This is a genomic window from Bacteroides helcogenes P 36-108 (assembly GCF_000186225.1).
In the GTDB taxonomy this organism is placed as follows: Bacteria; Bacteroidota; Bacteroidia; order Bacteroidales; family Bacteroidaceae; genus Bacteroides; species Bacteroides helcogenes.
In genome coordinates this window covers 2,281,529-2,299,995 of record NC_014933.1, presented here as the reverse complement: position 1 = coordinate 2,299,995, position 18,467 = coordinate 2,281,529, and the positions used below count along the sequence as shown (strand labels likewise).

Sequence of the window (18,467 nt, the reverse complement as noted above, 5' to 3'; positions counted from 1 at the left end):
AATAGAAACAAAATATGAAAATAGAAAAAATCAATGCCCGCTTCAGAACATTTTCCGGGCATCTGTTGCAGAACCGTTGGCCGGTTCTGCTGGTCATTGCAACAGCCATAGGGCTGTCCGTATTCGGAATCAGAAAATTGGTTGTACAAACCTCTTTCGATGATTATTTCATCGAAGGAGATCCGATGCTGGTAAAGACCAATGAATTCAAGTCCCATTTCGGAAACGATTATTTTGTGGGCGTGCTTACCCGCTGTGACAATCTTTTTTCCAAAAAGAATCTGGAAACCCTTCGCAACCTGTCCAATGAACTGCTCGACAGCCTTTCATACGCTGACAAGATTACTTCGCTGACCGACATCGAGTTCCTGGCCGGGAACAACGAGGGGATGACCATCGAACAAATCGTTCCCGAAGATATACCCGGTGATGCGGCAGGAATGGATTCCATCCGTACACGTGCATACAGCAAACCGGAGGTGGCACGGAAGTTAGTATCAAAAGACGGAACCCTTTCATGGATTGTCGTCAAACTGCGTCCATTCCCTGCCGACTCGGTATGGAAAAAGACAACGACCGTCTCTCCCGACATACAGACCGGAACGGAAGTGGAACGCATTATTTCCAAACCGCAATATGCCTCGCTGCATCCCGAAGCTACGGGCATGCCGTTCGTCAGCCAGCAGAAAGTAAAGTATATAAGTACGGAAATGTCCCGGTTGGTAAAGTTCGCCATTCTGATTTCCATTGTGGTGATGTGGCTGATGACCCGATCCGTCAAAGGAGTGATTGCACCGTTTATAGCCACATTCGGGGGACTTTTGTTTACCTACGGCATTGCCGGGCAATTTAATCTGTATGTAGATTCCGCCACTTCCATCATTCCTGTGATTATGGCATTCGCCGTATCTATCGCCTACAATATCCACCTATTCGCGTTCTTCAACAAGAGAATGCTGATTCACGGGAGGCGGCAGCAGGCAATTATAGAAACCGTTTCGGAAACAGGCTGGCCCATCCTTTTCTGCGGGCTGACGACCATTGTCTCTCTACTTTCCTTTTTAGCGGTTGCCATACGTCCTGTGGCATTCATCGGCATCAATACCTCCCTTTGCGTTTTCTTCGTACTGCTTACCACACTGGTTGTCACTCCTATCATCCTCTCTTTCGGCAAGGACAAGAAACCGCGTGATGGATTTACGGAAAACAGCGACACACGCTGGTCACACATCATGGTGCGGCTGGGTGAATTCGACCGCCATCACCCCAAGGGAATATGCACAGTGTTCATCCTCCTTTGCATTCCACTCGTCATAGGCATCTCCAAGGTGGAACCGGCTTTTGACATGGAGCGCACAATGGGCAGCAAAGTTCCTTACGTCAACCGACTGCTGAACGTAAGCCGTTCCGAACTGGGCTCTCTCTACTCCTATGACATTATGATAGACTTCCCCGAGGACGGACAGGCAAAACTCCCAGCCAACCTGAAAAAGCTGGAAGAAATGACGCACATAGCCAAAGAATACGAACAGACCAAACGCACCACCTCTATTCTCGACATTCTGAAGGACCTGAACCAGACACTCAACGGCAATGATGCCCGTTTCTACCGCATCCCCGATAAAGAAGAAGAGGTGGCGCAACTGCTCTTGCTTTACGAGAATGCCGGTGGAACGGAATCGGAATACTGGATGGATTATGACTATAAACGTTTGAGGCTGATGGTGGAAATGGGCTATTACAACTCTGCCGAAGCAGAACGGGAACTTGCCGATATAGAGCAGAGGGCGGCACAACTGTTTCCTGGAGCCAAAGTGACGGCGGTAGGTAACGTGCCACAGTTCACCACCATGATGCAATACTTAGTGCGCGGACAAATGCAATCATTCCTCATCTCCGTACTGATTATCGGCATTATTCTGATGATCGTGTTCCAAAGCGTCCGTGTAGGACTGATAGGATTAATCCCCAACATTTTTCCTGCATTGGTCGTTGGCGGATATATGGGCTGGACCGGTATTCCACTGGATATGATGACCGCCACCATTATCCCCATGATGCTGGGAATGGCAGTGGACGATACCATTCATTTCATTGCACATGCCAATCTGGAGTACGATCGCACTTCACATTACCACACTGCCATCCGCCGTACTTTCCGTGTTGTCGGGGTGGCAATAGTGACGACTTCCATCATCACCATCGCCGTGTTTGCCGAATTTATGAGTTCGGGAAGCCTGCAACTCTTCAATTTTGGCCTGCTTGCCATCATCGGCATTTTTTCAGCTCTGTTGGCCGACTTATTCATCACTCCCATACTGGTGACAAAATGCAAAGTGTTTGGAAAAAAACTGATCAATAAAACAAATAGAAACAAATGAAAAAGACTTTATTCTTGCTGGTGGGGTTAGTAATCTCGGCAGCAGTCAATGCACAAGCTTTGACAGGACGCACCATTATGCAACAAGTAAAAGACCGCCCCGACGGTGATACCCGCTACGCACAGATAGAACTGACACTCCGGAAGAAGAACGGTACTACCCGCCAGCGAAAGCTTGACTCGTGGGCAATGGATATAGGAAAAGATGTAAAGAAACTGATGTATTTCACCTATCCGGGCGATGTGAAAGGCACGGGCTTCCTCACTTGGGATTATGATGCCGTGGGCAAGGACGATGACAAATGGCTCTACCTGCCCGCTATGAAGAAAACGCGCCGCATCAGTGGTTCGTCCTCCAAGGCGGATTACTTCATGGGTACGGACTTCACCTACGACGATATGGGAGACCGCAATGTGGATGAGGACAAACACAACCTGCTGCGTGAAGAAACCTACGACGGGCACAGATGCTGGGTAGTGGAATCTGTTCCGGTGGACAAACGGGAAATCTATTCGCGCAAGATGACATGGATACGTCAAGACTGCCTGACGGGTGTCAAGGTGGAATACTACGACAAGCTGAATGTTCTTCACCGTGTACTGAAAATTTCCGAAATCTCCCAAGTACAGGGCTTCTGGACAAAGCACCGCATGGAAATGGAAAACGTGCAAACCGGACACAAAACCATCTTACTCATTAAAAACCCGAAATATGACGTAAAGATTGATGCCAACCTGTTTACCGTTGCCAAATTGGAGAAAGGATTATGAGAAAATACTCTTTGACCCTTACGCTTCTTTACTGCATCCTCTCCGCCACCTTTGCGCAAGGCGACGGAGACGGAAAACCAACAATCCGCATCAAAGGCTTTGTAGATACCTATCATGCCATACGAACAGAAAAGTCCAATGACTGGATGTCGTCACGTTCCCGTGTACGTGGCGAACTGACGCTTGAAAAGGGAAACGCCGGAATGTTTGTTTCTATGAATGCGGTCTATAACTCTATCCTCAACAACCAAAGCGGATTGTACCTGCGTGAATCGTATGCCTATTATGCGCCCGAAGGCTGGGACATCCGTGCCGGAAGACAAATCATTACATGGGGCGTGGCGGACGCCATGCGGCTGACGGACATCATTTCACCGATGGACTATACAGAATTTCTGGCACAGGACTATGATGATATCCGCATTCCCGTAAACGGACTGCGCCTGCGGTATATCCGCCCGAAGTGGAGCATGGAAGCCGTAATAATTCCCGTCAGTTCCTTTTACGAACTGACGGTGGACAAAGACAATCCGTGGGCAATATCACTGCCGGGTGTCGGCCTTCCTTATACCATAAATCTGGGCAGGAAGCCGGGACAGACACTCACCAATATTGAATACGGAGGGCGCATTGGCTTCTATCTGTCTGGCGTAGACTTCTCCGTTTCCGCCTTACAGACTTGGAACAAAATGCCGGTTTTCCGCAAGAGGATCGGCCAGAACGGAAATCTGCTGTGCGAAGGAGAATATGCACGGATGACGATGCTCGGAACCGATTTGTCTGTCCCCATAGGCAAATTTGTGATACGTGCGGAGATGGCTGAATATTTTAACGAGGCACAAGAACCTGTAGTGGGAGGAGATGTGCGGCGGTGTAATTCCACCAATGCTTTGGTGGGCATCGACTTTTATCCCGGCAACGACTGGACATTAGGCGTGCAGTATTTCCACAAGTACATCAACCGTTGTGACAGCAGTATTTCCTCTTACCGGAACGCCGGAATATCCACGCTCCGCATATCGAAAGATCTGCTACACAATACATTGAATATATCCACCTTTGCCTATATCGATGTGTCCAATGGAGCAATTTACAACCGCCTGAGCGCCGATTATGCCATAACCGACCAAATACATGCCATGCTGGGCTATGACCTCTTCCATGCCGATGCAGGCATGTTTGCCATGTACAAGCAAAATTCGGAGATGTGGATGAAGCTAAAATATAGTTTTTAATAATACATAGAACAATGAAAGAAAAACAAAAGAAGAAAGGCATTGCCCGCCTGTTTCAGATAGCGGGTGAACGTAAAGGACTTCTTGTACTGGCAAGTACGTTGTCTGCGTTGAGTGCTGCATGCATGCTGGTTCCCTATTGGGCAATCTACGAAATTCTGAAAGAACTGCTTTGCCACAGCTCCGACCTGTCTGCCGTGGACGGCACGTGGATGATTCATTGGGGATGGATGGCTTTCATCGGACTGATTGGTGGACTGCTGTTTCTGTACGCCGCCCTGATGTCCTCGCACGTGGCAGCATTCCGCATTCTCTACGGGCTGCGCGTCCGCCTGTCCGAACACATCGGCAAACTGCCTCTCGGCTACCTGAACGGAACATCTACCGGAGCCATCAAGAAGACGATGGAACAAAACATCGAGAAAATAGAAACATTCATAGCCCACACCATTCCCGACTTGGTGAATGTGGTGGCAACCGTAGTCGTCACATTTGTCATTTTCTTCTCGCTCAACGGCTGGCTGGCAGTAGTCTGTCTGACTGTGGTGGCGGTGAGCCTCTTCCTACAATTCACCAACTTCATGGGGAAGAAAGCACAAGAGTTCACCCGTATCTACTTCGATGCGCAGGAGCAGATGAGCGCTTCGGCGGTGCAGTATGTGCGCGGAATGCCTGTGGTCAAGATATTCGGGCAGAGCGTCCGTTCTTTCCGCCGCTTTAATGCCGAGATTGAGGCGTACAAAACCTACGCACTGAAAGTATGCGACACCTACCAGTCCGGCATGATGATGTTCACCGTGCTACTCAATTCAATGGTAACATTCATTCTTCCCGTCGGCATACTGATGATACAGGGCACGTCCGGAAGCATTGCGCTGGCAGTAGTATGGCTGTTCTTCATCATTCTCGGTCCGGGCATGGCGTCTCCTGTTTATAAACTGATGTATTTAGGGGGAAGCACACGGGAGATAGACGAAGGAGTGGAACGCATCGACCGCATTTTCGACCGTGAGCCGATACCCGAACCCACCTGTCCGAAAATCCCCGAAAAATATGACATCGAGTTCCGCAACGTGTCGTTTGCTTACAAAGATTCGAAGGCAACTACCCGCACCGAAGCCCTCCGTAATGTTTCGTTCACCGCCGGGCAGAGAGAAATTACCGCCCTTGTAGGTCCTTCGGGCAGCGGCAAGTCCACGGTGGCAAACCTTATTCCCCGCTTTTGGGACATTGACAGCGGAGAAATACGGATTGGCGGCATCAACATTAAGGACATCGCCACGGAGCAACTGATGAATCTGGTATCTTTCGTGTTTCAGGACACATTCTTGTTTTACGATACGCTCTATGAGAACATTGCCGTGGGCAATCCCTCAGCCACCCGTGAAGACGTGACGGCTGCCGCACGTGCCGCCCAGTGCCACGACTTTATCAGCAACCTGCCCGACGGTTACAATACCCGTATCGGAGATAAGGGCATATACTTGTCAGGTGGCGAGGCACAGCGGGTATGCGTGGCGCGTGCCATCCTGAAGAATGCGCCTATTCTGGTCTTGGATGAGGCTACCGCCTTTGCCGACCCCGAAAACGAGTACAAGATGCAGCAGGCATTGCAGCAGCTCATCAAGGACAAGACGGTCATCATCATCGCCCATCGCCTATCGTCCATCATTTCCGCCAATCAGATTATCGTGCTGAAAGAGGGCGAAATCGTGCAGCGTGGCAGGCATGAGACGCTCAGCACCACGGAGGGAGTTTATAAGAAGATGTGGGATGCCTATACCAGTGCATTCCGCTGGCAGTTGAATACTAAAAATAAGGAGGTATGATTATGGGAAAGAAAGGTCTTATAGACAGGATATTTCAGAATACAAGTCACCCGAAAGGCTTTTGGGGACGTATGATTCTGCGTGGAATGAATCGGTTTCATGCACCACTGGCACAGTGGGCAATGTCCTATCTGATGTGGAAACCGGACGGAAATGTATTGGATATAGGGTGTGGCGGCGGAGCCAACCTTGCCTGTATGCTGCAAAAATGTCCGCATGGAAAGGTTTACGGTATCGACATCTCAGAGGAAAGTGTGACCTTTGCCTGCAAGAGAAACCGAAAACAGATGAATACACGTTGCTTCATACGTCAGGGCGACGTTACAGAACTTCCCTATAATGACGGACAGTTTGATGCAGTAACGGCCTTCGAGACTATCTACTTCTGGAAAGATCTGCCCGCCGCATTCGCCGAAATAAAGAGAGTGCTGCACCAAAACGGAAGTCTGCTGATATGCTGTGAGGCAAGTGATCCCGGCAACACGAAATGGACAAGCAGAATAGAAGGAATGACCGTTTACCCCGCCAATCAACTGGAAGCCCTGCTTGCAGCAGCCGGCTTCGGAGAAATAGAGATTCATCAGCGCAAGAAAGAGAACCTATGCATCATAGCGCATAATAATAAAGAAAAATAAATCATGGATAATACAATCAAAAATATCACCATCGGGCATACCGAACGCCTGAACAAGCCGGTGGGCTATACCATGCTCGCCAATCTGGTGAACATTGTCCCCTTCTGCCTCTCCATCGAGGCGATCAACATCATCTTCCGTTCTTTCGACGGCAGCGGAACAGCATTGGACACTTCACGCTTATGGCTGTTATCCGCCGTACTCGTCGTCTATATGGCAGTTATGGCAGTGGCAGAACGTGCCGCTTATCGTGCTAACTTCCGAGGAGCCTACGAAATGAGTGCCGCCGGACGTATCAGCCTTGCCGAACATCTGCGCAAGCTGTCACTCGGCTTCCTCTCCCGCCACGATCCCGGCGACCTCTCATCCATGCTCATCACGGACTTCACGATGGCAGAGACCGGTATCTCCCACCATCTGCCACAACTGATGGGCGCATTGGTCATGCCTGTTCTCGCCTTTCTGTCACTACTGTTTATCGACTGGCGGATGTCCATAGCCATGTTTGTGGCATTGCCGATGGCGGTGCTGATACTGTGGTGCAGTACCTACGTGCAGACAAGGTTGAGTGGCAAGCAGATAGCAGCGAAAATCAATGCTGGAAACCGGTTGGAAGAATACCTTCAGGGCATCCGTGTGATGAAAGCCTACAATCTGCTGGGCCCCCGCTTCGTCCGTCTGCGCAATGCTTTCGCCGACTTACGCCGAGCATGTATCCGTCAAGAAACGTTGCTCGGTCCTTTCGTCCTGCTCAGCATTACATTGGTGCGTGCCGGACTGACGCTGATGGTGCTGTGCGGCACTTACTTACTGCTGGGCGGCAATCTTTCCGTGCTGACGTTTGTCATGTTTCTGGTGGTAGGCTCCCGCGTGTTCGACCCGCTGACTTCCGCACTGACCAACTTCGCCGAGTTCCGCTACTTCTCCATTGCCGGAGGACGCATCCTCTCCCTGATGAACATACCCGAAATGAGAGGCAGCCGCAAGGCTCCACAAAGCGGTGACATTATTTTCGAGCATGTGTCGTTCGGATATCAGGACAAGATGGTGCTGAATGACATCTCTCTGACGCTTTCCTGCAACTCACTCACAGCATTGGTCGGGCCTTCAGGCAGTGGAAAAAGTACGTTGATGAAACTTTGCGCCCGTTTCTACGACCCTTACAAGGGACGTGTGCTGTTTGACGGTGTACCGATGTCAGAGATAGAGCCGGAGTTACTGATGGAACGCATCTCAATGGTTTTTCAGGACGTCTATCTATTTCAAGATACCATCCGCAACAATATCCGTTTCGGACGTTCCGATGCCACAGATGAAGATATTGTAACCGCTGCCCAAAAAGCCTGCTGCCACGACTTCATCATGCGCCTGCCCAACGGCTATGATAGCATGGTGGGTGAAGGTGGATGCACTTTATCCGGGGGTGAGAAGCAACGTCTTTCCATTGCCCGTGCCATACTGAAAAATGCACAAATTGTATTGCTGGACGAAGCCACTGCCTCCCTTGACCCAGAAAACGAAGTGGAAGTGCAACAAGCCATCGATATGCTAATAAAAGGACGTACTGTCATCGTGATAGCCCACCGCCTGAAGACCGTCTGCAATGCCGACAATATCGTGGTGCTGAATGGTGGAAGCATTGTCGAACAAGGGAGACATGAGGCACTGCTGGCCAATGAAGGACTTTATGCACGTTTGTGGAACATTCAGCAAGAAACCGCCGGATGGACCTTATAGCGGCAAAACGAAAAATATACCTACTATTAGCTATTGTGCATTCCACCTAAACGACTTAATTTTGCCTTCACCCTTTAGTGCAGTGCGAATGAATATCATACAGATTTTTTTCATTCTTATTTTAGTTGTGTTCCCTGCGCTCTTGCCTGCCCAACAACAGGCAAGAGTTGTCAGTGGACATATCTGTATTGTAACGGAAACTTCCGTAGGCTGGCAATCCTTACCTTATGCCAGTATTGTGCTGCTTTGCGAACAGGACTCCACTTTCGTCAAGGGAGTGGTGAGTGACACAAAAGGAAACTTCAAACTGAGATACACTCCGCAAAGCTCCACTGCCTATTTGCTGAAAGTGTCCTATACAGGAATGCGAACCTTTTACTGCAAATTAAATGGCAATGCACCGGAAATCAATTTGGGAAATATTCTGTTAGAAGACGGCGTGGAGCTGGATGAAGTCGTGGTAACTGCCGTCATGCCCGACGTGGAACAGAAGGGTGATACCACCGTTATCAACGCCGAAGCCTACCATACCCCCGAAGGTTCTTATCTTGAAACACTCGTCAAGCGAATTCCGGGACTAGAATATGACATGCAGAACAAGCTACTCACCTACAACGGGCAACCCATCAACGAAATTAACGTGAACGGAGAAACCTACTTCGGAGGTAATATCAATATGGCCTTGGAGAACCTGCCCGTGGAGCTGATAAGCAAGATAAAGGTCTATAACAAAAAGAGTGAGCTGGAAAAGATAACCGGTGTAGGCTCCGGACACGATAACTTCGTACTCGACCTTCGGACAAAGCAGGAATTCAACGGAACCATTCTTGCATCGGGCAAGGTAGGACGAGGAAATCATGGAAAAAAAGAGTTGGAACTAATAGGAAACTACTTCAAGACAGAAGGAGAGAACTTTTCGCTGATAGCTCGTTCGAATAACCGAGATATGACGACTGACTACAAAGGCAATACACAGGACAACATTTCACTGAATATCACGAAAAAACTCGGTAAGAGACTCACATTGAACGGAAACATAATGTATAACAATAATAATACAGGCAACGAATCAAGCGGGTATTACGAACAATACCTCACCACAGGCAACCGTTATCAATATTCCGACGGAAGCACTGTAAACCGAAACCGCATGACGGCAGCAATGCTGATGTCACGCTGGCAGATAACCCCCGATACTTATCTGAACTTTTCGGGCAACCTGAGCTTTACACAAGGAGAAAATACCCGTAACAACCGTCAGGCAACTTACAGCAGCAATCCCGGCTTGGATATACTGCATCCCTTCGACAAAACAGAAGACATAGCGGACAGCATACGGGTAAATTCCACCTCGATGAATTCATTTACCTCCGACCACCGCCATCAATACTCCTTCAATACCGACTTCACACGCCTACTGAATGACAAAGGAACGAGTCTCACTCTCACCGCCCGATACAGCGATGGTGAAGGCAAGGGCAAGAGTTTTTCCCTTTCTTCCACTACCTACCATCAGATATCCTCCGATGTGGGCACAGACTCAATACTTCAACGCAACCAATACTTGTCCACACCTATAAAAAACCGTGACATGGGAGTAGGATTGATATTCACTCATCCCTTCACCCCGAAACTACGTCTGCAACTATCTTACAATCTAAATTACACCTATATGCGGAATGACCGCAGTACCTATGACCTTTCCCCTTTCGCTACCAAAGGGGAAGAAAAACCTTCCGGTAATCTACCCGCAGGTTACGAAACCGGCTATACCGACAGCCTGAGCAACCATAGCCACAGTAGCACCGTAGGGCACGAAATGGCGTTGCGGCTGAATTATAGCAGCAAAGCATGGAACATCAATGCCGGACTTTCCGTACAGCCCGACCGCCGCAGACTCGATCAAAAGACAGGACTGGTGAAAGCAGATACACTGTTGCGATCAATCAATTTCCATCCCTCGCTCATAGCGATATGGCGCAAAGGCAAGACACTTGTCCGCTTCCATTATCAAGGCAGCACACGCCAGCCTAATTTGCAGGACCTACTCTCACTGATGGACAACAGCAATCCATTGAACATCACCCGTGGCAATCCTAACCTGACGCCCTCCTACAACCAATCTGCACGCTTAGAGATACAAAACACCCGAGCAGGTATCTTCGCTGCCGCCGACTGGCGTAATGAACTGAACAGCACCACCCGTGCCGTCATCTATCACCCGCAAACAGGATCGCGCGAAAGTTACCCCGTGAACATCAATGGGAACTGGAGTGCACGTACCACTCTACGCTATCAAAAACGCATCTGCCAGTTTGGTATCTCCGCCAAATCCGGCGGTTCTTTCACCCGCAACGTAGGCCTCATCAACGAAGGACAAAGTGAACGCCTCAACCGCAGTGTCACCTATAACATTTGGTGGGACAGTGAGCTGAACCTGAGCTGGCAACCCCAATGGGGAGCTTTCGATCTATCAGGGAAATACCGCTTAGCCCATTCTTCTAACTCTCTACGACATACCGACACCTATACACGAGACTATACTCTCGGTGTGAATGCTTACGCCGACTTGCCCTACGGATTGCAACTAAGAAGTGAGACCACCTATACTTTCCGCAACGGAACCAACATCATTCCCGGTGAAGACGACCAAATGGTGTGGAACACAGGTATCAACTGGCACTTCCTAAAAAAAAAGAAAGCCGAGCTGTCTGCCTATTGGGCAGACATACTCAACCAGAAAAAAAATTATATCCGCACCACCACCTCCAGTGGATTCAGCGAACGACACACAAGACAGATAGGAGGCTATTTTATGATATCAGTGAAATATAAATTCAATAAGCAGAGATAAGCAACATACCTACTTATGCTGAGTAATATATCTTCCTCTTCTCCCTCTAAATACCGCATAGCATAATGAATAAGCCTCTCTTTACGAAAAAAAAGATGTGATGCAGACTGTTTAAACAGAGTAATTCAGACAGCAAAAACCATAATTAATAGGTATTGTGAAACTTAAACAACATCGGTAACTTTGCAACAAAAGACAATATTATTAATAATTTCAAAAAAAGAACAGAACAATGAACAAGACTCAACGTTTCGCGGTAATAGCAATCATTGCGGCAGGAATATGTTCCGCATCATGCAGCAATGAGGACAGCGTATCATACAGCAAGACAGTCCTGACTAACACCGAGCTGAAAACTATTTTAACAAATAAAGGATATACTTTCAACGAACAGGGCAATCTGGAACTTAATGACTTTGCCAACAACACGACAACTCTTGACCTTTCGGGAACAAAACTCCCTGACTTATCAGGACTCAATATTTTCCCAAACCTCAAAGAAGTGAAACTTTCCAACAACGGTTATGGTCCCATATTCGATTTTTCTAAACTACCTTCACAAATTACAGGTGTGGATCTGACGGGAAATGAAATCTATGATTTTGAAGGACTGGTAAATGTTACAATCAAGAATGACGAACGCCAAACCACCATTCTGCATACTTTCACAAAACTCTATCTACCCGTTACTGCCAAATATAATATAGAAGACCTGATGCCTTATTATGAAAAGGCAGGAAGCAGTACCGACATGCAGATGCAGAATGCAAGCGGAACTTTGGAGAAATACACGACTTTAAGAGAAATTCCCGATAAATATTTTCTTAAATTTTTAAAATATAAATTTGCAAGCCTTTTTCCGAATGACGGTAACCAAATGGATATCAGTAAGCAAATGGCATTAAAAGAACAGGGAGAACATGTAATGATGGGATATATGACACCTTATGAAGATATTGACAAGGTGCTGTCTGTGGAAGGGGTGGAGTATTTCATCAATAATCCATTCTATAAGCCTTTCATTGTAGCTCTAAATTGCAGCAATGCCTGTAACATTTCTTACCTTACTCCACGAAATAACATTAAAGCTGTTATACTGAAAAATGCAGCCACTCCTGCCGGAATTGATTTTTCTAAAGCCACAGCCTTGTCTCACTTACAGTTATCCAATAATAGCGGAGTAACAATGTTAAATTTGTCAAACACACTGATTGCAAATCAAGAGATTAAGGATTTTGATGTATTGGTAAAAAATGGCTTATCAATCAACCATTGCAAAAATCTAAAAGAAATACAGTTTCCTTTATCCAATAAAGGATATCTTAGCATATTGAACTTGGCAGATTTGCCTGCACTAACCTCTTTAGACATAAGCTTTATAGCAGGTATTTCAGACTTGTCATTATTACAATTGAATAATTGCAAGATAACCTATCCTATGGAAAAGTTGAAATACTCTTTTGACGGCGAAACATTGTCTGAACTATCTAAAAGTGACTGTATATACTTTTCCGTTTCAAAAGATGTTTTTGATATGAAATCAACAACTGAATTCATATCAAAATTCAAAACTTACATGGAAGATTCGTACAGTGATTATGAGGAATTCGGAGGATATAGGTGGAAATAAAATAAGACCGCGTTTTTTAAAATCATTATTAACTTCAAATTAATCAATCAACTATGTTAAGAAAATTATTTTTTATTACTTTGGCTTTGTTCGGAATGACAGCCATTTCAAGCAGTGTATCTGCCAATGAAGCAACCGATATCTATGAATCTGTTATGACTGATTCTTATGCAGGGATTTACAATGGCTCATTGATTCGGGTTTATATGAACGGAGAGAAGAATCCTGTCTCTGGCATAAACACTATCGTTACAGATAACGGTGATGGAACAGTAAACCTCTTAATCAATGCTTTCCAGGTTGGAAAAATGCCCGGTACTATTACCGTTGACGCAAAAAATGTGGCAGTAGATGAAAATGGACATTTTGATATGCCGAAAATGGCAAAGATTGTTATTCTTAGAATTCTGGGTATTCCAAGTCGTTTCAATGCAAACCTCAACGGAGACTTTTCCGGTAATTCGTTGACTTTCTCTGTAGAGACTGTCGGTGCAAAATATCTTGGAATTGGCTTTGAAGCAGCCGTAACCTTTCAGGGTACAAAATAGTTAAAAGCATGCATTAGGCATGCTTAAAGCATCAGAGCTATATTAGGTTCTTTTCTGTTCTTCCGAAACATGAAAAGAACCTATATTTACATATATAATATATTCAAACTCACAATTATGATAAAAACATTAAGACTTATATACCTCCTATTATTGTTCTGCATCGGTATGTGTATCACTTCTTGCTCTTCGGATGAGAAAATCACTAAGGCAGGAGCATCTGACGAACTTGTGGCAAGTGCCAAAAGTTATCTGAACGGTGAAATTGTTCTAAGTACCCAAGCCACTATGAACGGAGTGAACAAAACACTGCTCGAAACAGGATGTCCCACTAAATTCAAGTTTGAATGGAGCAATACCGACACGCAGACATTCACCGTAGCATTGCTTAACTTCACCGTAGGCAAGATGGGCATGATCATCAACTTCAAATGTGACGTGAAGACCATGCAACTCAACACGTGGGAGAAGGATGAGTACAAGGGAGACAGTTGGATTAAGTTCTATGGCGAGAATGGTTCATGCTGGGGAGTGGACACCACCGATGGTACTGCCTCTACTGCGCAAGGCAGCAGTGTGAAAGGCTACTACAATGTGGCAACTCATGAAATAAACTTCATTGTAGATTATAACATGATGAATGTTCGCTCTGAATGCTTCCTACAAACCATAGACAAGAGCCGACTTGACAATTACGAAGCAGAAAAGGCGCAGTATGAGAAAGATTTGGCTGCCTATAAAAAAGAACATGGACTATAATAGAATAAGGTGAAAATAAAAAGATCGACAGTAGCAATATTATGCTTATTGCTACTCCTTTCGGTTGACACCTCAGCTCAAAGGAGATTGGTGTTCTCCGTCCTCGAAAAAGGGACGGAGCAACCTATGATAGCGGCTAACATTAAATATGCCGACAACGAGAGAATGGAAAAGCCCGGACACGTCATTACAGACATCAATGGTCGGGCAGTGATTAACCTGCCACATGGCAGAACAATATGCTACTATTATATTACTTCAATGGGGTATATTCCTTTGCAAGGGAAAATATCCATATCCAGCGGAATACAAACCACCACCCTATACATGGAGGAGGATATAATGAAAATGAATGAAGTAGTAATCACCGGAAGCCGTGCCGCACGCCCCATAAAGCTGAGTCCTGTCACCACTCAGGTACTGGGTGGAAAAGCACTGGTAGATGCCGGATATGGCAACCTACAGCAAGCCTTGCAGCAAGAAACTCCTGGGCTGAATATCCAAAAAGTGGGCTTCGGCAATGAAATCTCCATGCAGGGACTTGACGCACGCCATGTCCTCTTCCTGATGGATGGTGAACGCCTCACGGGAGATATGGCAGGAAACCTCGACTACGAGCGTTTCAATCTTCATGCCATAGACCGCATCGAGATAGTAAAAGGAGCCAGCAGCACACTCTACGGAAGCCGTGCCGCAGGTGCAGTAATCAACCTTATTACCAAGAAGACCACCAAACCCATAGATATACAGGCAGGCATACGCTGGGGACAAATGAATGAACGCAATTACAAAAATCCTTCAAAAAGTGACTTCCTATACATGTTTGAAAAAAACTCTGACCGCCCCAACTTGCAAGGGTGGGTATCTGCCGGAACAAAAATGGGGAAAGTGACTTCGCAGACTGATGTATGGTACAGTGAAAGTGACGCTTTCTACATGTATCAGGCAGAAAATGACAAAAAAGTATATACCGCCGAAGCGAATCCTTTCCTAAAAGAAAACGTAACTGTGACCAGCATAGCCTCACGACCACCAATGGGTATAGAAGGCACAGAACACTTATCCGCTTCGCAGAAGTTTTTTTATGATCCCAACAAGAACCTCTCCGTCCTGGTTTACGGAAGCGCATTCTTCATGAACACCTACGATCTTATCCAGGACATGACTTTCAGCCAGGCACGTGACTGGACAACGGGGATGAAGGTGACATATCATGTAAAAAACTGGTTCAGCGTGACAGGAAGCATGCATGGTGATTTCTACGACCGGTTCAAACGCCATGAGCGTCGAGACGAACGGCAAAAGGTCTATAAAAGCCGCATCCTGCAACCCCGCCTTACGGTCAGCAGCAACTATTTCAAGGGACACAGCCTCATCTTCGGGGTAGAACATATCAGTGACGATTTGACAAGTGACCGCTTCGTGAACCGTAAGATGACCACCCGGTCGCTGAAGGAGACAGAATACTTCTTGCAGGATGAATGGACGGTCAATTCCCAATGGATGCTGTCGGCAGGTCTGCGTACCAATTTCTCGCACGCTTTCGGTTTCATGGGTATGCCCAAAGTAGCCGCCAAATATTCGCCTGACGAGCATTGGAGCTTTCGTGCCAACTACTCCATGGGCTACCGTTCCCCCAGCATCAAGGAACTCTTCTTCAATTGGGACCACCTCGGCATGTTCCAAATAAAAGGCAATGAATATCTGCAACCGGAAAAGAATAACTATGTGTCAATAGGAGCCGAATACTCCAACGACCGCTTGTTCCTGTCCGGCACGGCTTACGGTAACTTTTTCAGAAATAAGATAGAAGGTGTATGGAAGATATACGACATGCAATATAACTTTGAATATACTAACCTCAGCAGCCAGACCTTGCTTGGCCTGGAGGCATTGGCGCGCTGGCGATTCACCGATCGCTTCACACTGAATGCCACATACAGTTACGTGAATGTGAGCAAACTGGAAGGTGTGCAGATCAACACCACATCACCCCATGCCGCCACAGGCAGTTTGGAATACAAATGGATCCGAAAAAACTATCGTTTGAATACTGTCTTCAGCACTTCCTTCATGGGCAGCAAGAAGTTTGACGTGCAAGACCGCCTCTCAGTGGATGGAAAAAGCTATGATGCTTACTTTCGTTGCAACCTCCCTGCTTATGTGCTGTGCAATCTTTCCCTGTCACAAACCTTTTATAACAAGGTGAAGATAACACTCGGCATAGACAATCTCTTCAACTATGTCCCAAGAACTCTCGGCTCCGGTATCACCATGTTCAACGTACCTGCCACAGCAGGTACACGCGGGCACGTGCAAGTAGAGTTCCTGATAGATGACATTATTAATTCTTTAAAGAAGAAATGATGAAAAAGCTCAATATAAAACAAATTGGAAAAGGACTGGAGAACTATATACTATTTCGTTCGGTCTGCATATTTACCCTTTTATTCTGCATATCATGCCTCTCGTCCTGCGTGGATTACGATGCAGAACCTTTCACGGGCAAAACTCTGCCCCGAGTAACAGGCTACAGCACCGGAGTAACTAATGACTGGCTTTACTTCAACCTCCGTACAGGCGAACGTTTTAACGTAGATTCTCCCAATCAAGATATTTCCGAAGGAAAACAAAAGAACCGTATCGACTGGGATCTGGCATTTTGCGGCTATCGCTTGCGTACCAACTGCGGTACAAGCGGCATAGGTATAGGCGGTGCAGCCGACCTTGGCTACGGCAACTATGACAAATGGACGAGCTTCTCACAATTACCGTCCGACTTGAACTGGGTGGTGGATGACTCGGCTTCGGTCTATGTCACCATGTCGCAAAATGATTGGAACAAGTATCTGATAGCACACAATCTGGACTTCAACCAGCATCCCTGGTTCGACCCCAACAAAGGCCCTGCCAAGCAAGTGGTCAGTGCCAATCCCGTGTTGGCGAATGCCATGAGCTTCGCCGGGCCACCACCTGTTTACACACCATCTTTCCACACCTATGTGGTGCGCACAGCCGATGGAAAGCGTTACTTCAAGCTGCAAATTATCAGTTGGTATAATGCTGACGTAGAAATAGGAGGCAACGGCGGTGAAGTAAGCTATTACATTGACGAGCTGAATTAAGGAGATAATATGATATGCAATAGCTATTGACAAATAACAAAAGATAAAGCAGAAATGGAACAAAAAATAAAAAAATATTGGTGGAAGACGATTGCATCTTTCCTGGTGGTACTATTTACCATGCCATTGGGACATGCGTTAATGATAGTCATGGAGCATCTGATGAGCCCCACAGCACTCCACTATTCGGCATTCATTATGGGAGCCGTCGGTTTGGTAATGGTTATCATAGGTGTATTTGCCAAAGGAGACACAAAACAAACTCTTTGGGGACTTTTCGGAGGATTACTCTTTTGGACAGGATGGGTAGAGTTTCTTTTCATGTACTATGCTAACCGCTACGGCACACAGCCGGAATTGAGCGTATCGGGCGAAGTGGTAACGAAACCGGAATATCTGATACTGCCCGCCACCTTCGGACTATGGGCCATGATGATGGTAGTCTATCTGTTCTGTACCAAAACCGGATGCAACTTCATCAACTGGTGGCAGAATGTACTGCTACGTGACAAGAAAGATGCCATTACCGTCCGCCCCATGACGCGTCATACCTCAATAACCACCTTCATGGAACTGAATATGATGTTATGGACATGCTATCTGGTTCTGATGTTCTGCTATGACAAGAATTTCCTGGGCGACCACCATCCAGTGACATTCCTTGTCGGGCTGGGCTGTCTCATAGGAGCATTCTTCATGTTTCTGCGCCAACTGAAACTCGCAGCATGGGGAGCAAACATACGCATGGCAATAGCCACAGTAATTGTATTCTGGACTCCTGTCGAAATATTGGGACGGATGGACCTTTTTAGTGAAATATGGATAGCCCCGATGGAGCACAAAGCGGAAATGCTGATTACACTGGGGGTATTTATCGTACTTGCCGTCTATCTGTGGTACGTGGCATACAAGAAAAAGAGCAAATCAGCAATTGTTTCCGACAAGACATCTTAAAAAACACGTA

At 46.7% G+C, this 18,467-nt stretch carries 13 protein-coding genes; all 13 read left to right on the top strand.

Features of this window, described 5'->3' with window-relative positions; genetic code table 11:
• Window positions 1–14 precede the first annotated feature (14 nt).
• The 13 genes from BACHE_RS09245 (at window position 15) to BACHE_RS09185 (ending at window position 18,457) form a co-directional block, all read left to right on the top strand.
• On the top strand, window positions 15–2,381 hold the full coding sequence (locus BACHE_RS09245) for an efflux RND transporter permease subunit (protein WP_013547427.1): 2,367 nt from the start codon (window positions 15–17) through the stop codon (window positions 2,379–2,381).
• The gene (locus BACHE_RS09240; RefSeq protein ID WP_013547426.1) at window positions 2,378–3,151 is read left to right on the top strand and encodes an outer membrane lipoprotein-sorting protein; all 774 of its coding nucleotides are present in this window, start codon (window positions 2,378–2,380) and stop codon (window positions 3,149–3,151) included. Before BACHE_RS09245 ends, BACHE_RS09240 begins: the two co-directional genes overlap by 4 nt.
• Window positions 3,148–4,386 carry a DUF1302 domain-containing protein gene (locus tag BACHE_RS09235; RefSeq protein WP_013547425.1) on the top strand — a complete coding sequence of 413 codons (1,239 nt, stop codon included), beginning with the start codon at window positions 3,148–3,150 and terminating at the stop codon, window positions 4,384–4,386. Before BACHE_RS09240 ends, BACHE_RS09235 begins: the two co-directional genes overlap by 4 nt.
• Window positions 4,387–4,400: 14 nt before the next feature.
• The gene (locus BACHE_RS09230) at window positions 4,401–6,215 is read left to right on the top strand and encodes an ABC transporter ATP-binding protein (protein WP_013547424.1); all 1,815 of its coding nucleotides are present in this window, start codon (window positions 4,401–4,403) and stop codon (window positions 6,213–6,215) included.
• Window positions 6,216–6,217: 2 nt separating this feature from the next.
• Complete coding sequence (locus BACHE_RS09225; RefSeq protein WP_041579778.1) at window positions 6,218–6,850, top strand: class I SAM-dependent methyltransferase; 633 nt, start codon at window positions 6,218–6,220, stop codon at window positions 6,848–6,850.
• A 3-nt stretch (window positions 6,851–6,853) separates the two neighbouring features.
• Window positions 6,854–8,587 (top strand): ABC transporter ATP-binding protein, encoded by a 1,734-nt coding sequence (locus BACHE_RS09220; protein ID WP_013547422.1) that lies wholly within the window; start codon window positions 6,854–6,856, stop codon window positions 8,585–8,587.
• An 88-nt stretch (window positions 8,588–8,675) separates the two neighbouring features.
• Window positions 8,676–11,441, top strand: coding sequence for an outer membrane beta-barrel protein (locus BACHE_RS09215; RefSeq protein ID WP_041579299.1), 2,766 nt, complete (start codon window positions 8,676–8,678; stop codon window positions 11,439–11,441).
• 232 nt (window positions 11,442–11,673) lie between these two features.
• Window positions 11,674–13,071 carry a hypothetical protein gene (locus tag BACHE_RS09210; protein WP_013547420.1) on the top strand — a complete coding sequence of 466 codons (1,398 nt, stop codon included), beginning with the start codon at window positions 11,674–11,676 and terminating at the stop codon, window positions 13,069–13,071.
• Between the two features lie 53 nt (window positions 13,072–13,124).
• Entirely contained in the window at window positions 13,125–13,619 is a 495-nt protein-coding gene (locus tag BACHE_RS09205) for a calycin-like domain-containing protein (protein WP_013547419.1), read from the top strand.
• Window positions 13,620–13,736: 117 nt separating this feature from the next.
• Window positions 13,737–14,378 carry a DUF4903 domain-containing protein gene (locus BACHE_RS09200; protein WP_013547418.1) on the top strand — a complete coding sequence of 214 codons (642 nt, stop codon included), beginning with the start codon at window positions 13,737–13,739 and terminating at the stop codon, window positions 14,376–14,378.
• Between the two features lie 15 nt (window positions 14,379–14,393).
• Window positions 14,394–16,745, top strand: coding sequence for a TonB-dependent receptor (locus BACHE_RS09195; RefSeq protein WP_148229895.1), 2,352 nt, complete (start codon window positions 14,394–14,396; stop codon window positions 16,743–16,745).
• Window positions 16,742–17,503: an HmuY family protein gene (locus BACHE_RS09190; protein ID WP_013547416.1), complete on the top strand. Its 762-nt coding sequence runs from the start codon at window positions 16,742–16,744 to the stop codon at window positions 17,501–17,503. The genes BACHE_RS09195 and BACHE_RS09190 overlap by 4 nt, the downstream gene beginning before the upstream one ends.
• Before the next feature lie 54 nt (window positions 17,504–17,557).
• Entirely contained in the window at window positions 17,558–18,457 is a 900-nt protein-coding gene (locus BACHE_RS09185; RefSeq protein ID WP_013547415.1) for a hypothetical protein, read from the top strand.
• Window positions 18,458–18,467 lie beyond the last annotated feature (10 nt).